Source organism: Pseudomonas sp. P7759 (assembly GCF_013386445.1).
Lineage (GTDB): Bacteria > Pseudomonadota > Gammaproteobacteria > Pseudomonadales > Pseudomonadaceae > Aquipseudomonas > Aquipseudomonas azotoformans_A.
The window spans coordinates 1-1,160 of record NZ_JACART010000107.1 but is presented as its reverse complement, the minus strand read 5'-3'; the positions used below and the strand labels follow the sequence as shown (position 1 = coordinate 1,160).

The 1,160-nt window shown below is 65.4% G+C and carries 2 protein-coding genes; both read right to left on the bottom strand.

Annotated features, from left to right (window positions below; translation table 11 throughout):
- A partial coding sequence (locus HX823_RS31385) for an acyl-CoA dehydrogenase family protein (RefSeq protein ID WP_177078519.1) occupies positions 1–687 on the bottom strand: 687 nt, incomplete at its 3' end.
- Between the two features lie 10 nt (positions 688–697).
- The coding region (locus tag HX823_RS31380; RefSeq protein WP_177078517.1) for a peroxiredoxin-like family protein at positions 698–1,160 on the bottom strand (463 nt) is incomplete at its 5' end.

Genomic DNA, 1,160 nt, shown 5'->3' with positions numbered 1-1,160 from the left:
GGCGTGGTCCAGCGGCACCAGTACGTTGTCGAGCACCACTTCATGGCTACAGGTGGCGCGCATGCCCAGGTGGTCCCAGGTGTCGATGATGGTCACGCCGGGACTGTCCTTGGGCACCAGCCAGGCGCCAACCAGTGGGTCGGCATCGTCACTGCGGCCCCACACGCTGAACCAGCTCAGGCCGTGGCTGCCGGTGGAGTAGATCTTGCGGCCGCTGATGCGCCAACCCTCGGCGGTGCGCACCGCAGTGGTCGCCGGCAGGCCACCACGGGCCGGGGTGCCAAGGTCGGGTTCGACGCGCAGGGCGTTGATCAGTGCGCCGTTGCGCACGGCGTCTTCGGCCACTTGGGTGCGCAGGTGGGCGGGCCAGGTCTTGCTGTCTTGCAGGCGTGTGTGTTGCAGGTACTGCATCACCAGGATCAGCGCGGTGGACGGTTCGCCCTTGGCAATCGCGCTGATGGCCTTGCGCGCCTGTGGCAGGCTGGCACCGCCGCCGCCCAGGGCCTTGGGCACGGTGAGGGCGACCAGGCCATGCTGGTGCAGTAACTGGAAGTTGGCATGGGGGAAAGCGCCGCTTTCGTCATAGACGTGCGCGGTGCTGGCCAGCTCGGTGGTGAGGCGTTCGAGCAGGGCGTCGAAGTGGGCGACTTCCACGGAGCGTAAGGAAGGTTGCGAGGATTGGCTCATGGGCGTGTCCTTAAATCGCGAGTTGCACAGGCTGTTGGGCAAGCAGCCGTTCAACGGCTTGCAGCACCGGCTCAGCTTCCGTGCGCACCAACCAATCCGGGCTCACTTCCACAAACGCCACGCTGCCATCCCTGGCAATCACCACCACCGTTGGTTGCGGCAATTCCCAGGTGCCGGTACCTGTGGTTTCTCCGATGGGGTTACCCTTGGCCAATGCGGCGTTGCGCGACGCCTCATCAAAACTGTAGAGAATGCCCAGGCGTCGGCCGAGGTTGTTGTCGGGGTCACTGGCCACCAGCAACTGCAGGTTATGACGGGTCTTGATCTCCACCAGGCGTTCCGGCACCTGCGGGCTCACCGCTACCAGCGGCACACCGAGTTCGCGCAAGCGTGGGTAGAGTTGGCGCTCGTAATAGGGCAGGGCGATGTTGCAGGCCGGGCAGCCGGCAAAGCGGAAGAACACCAGCACCGCC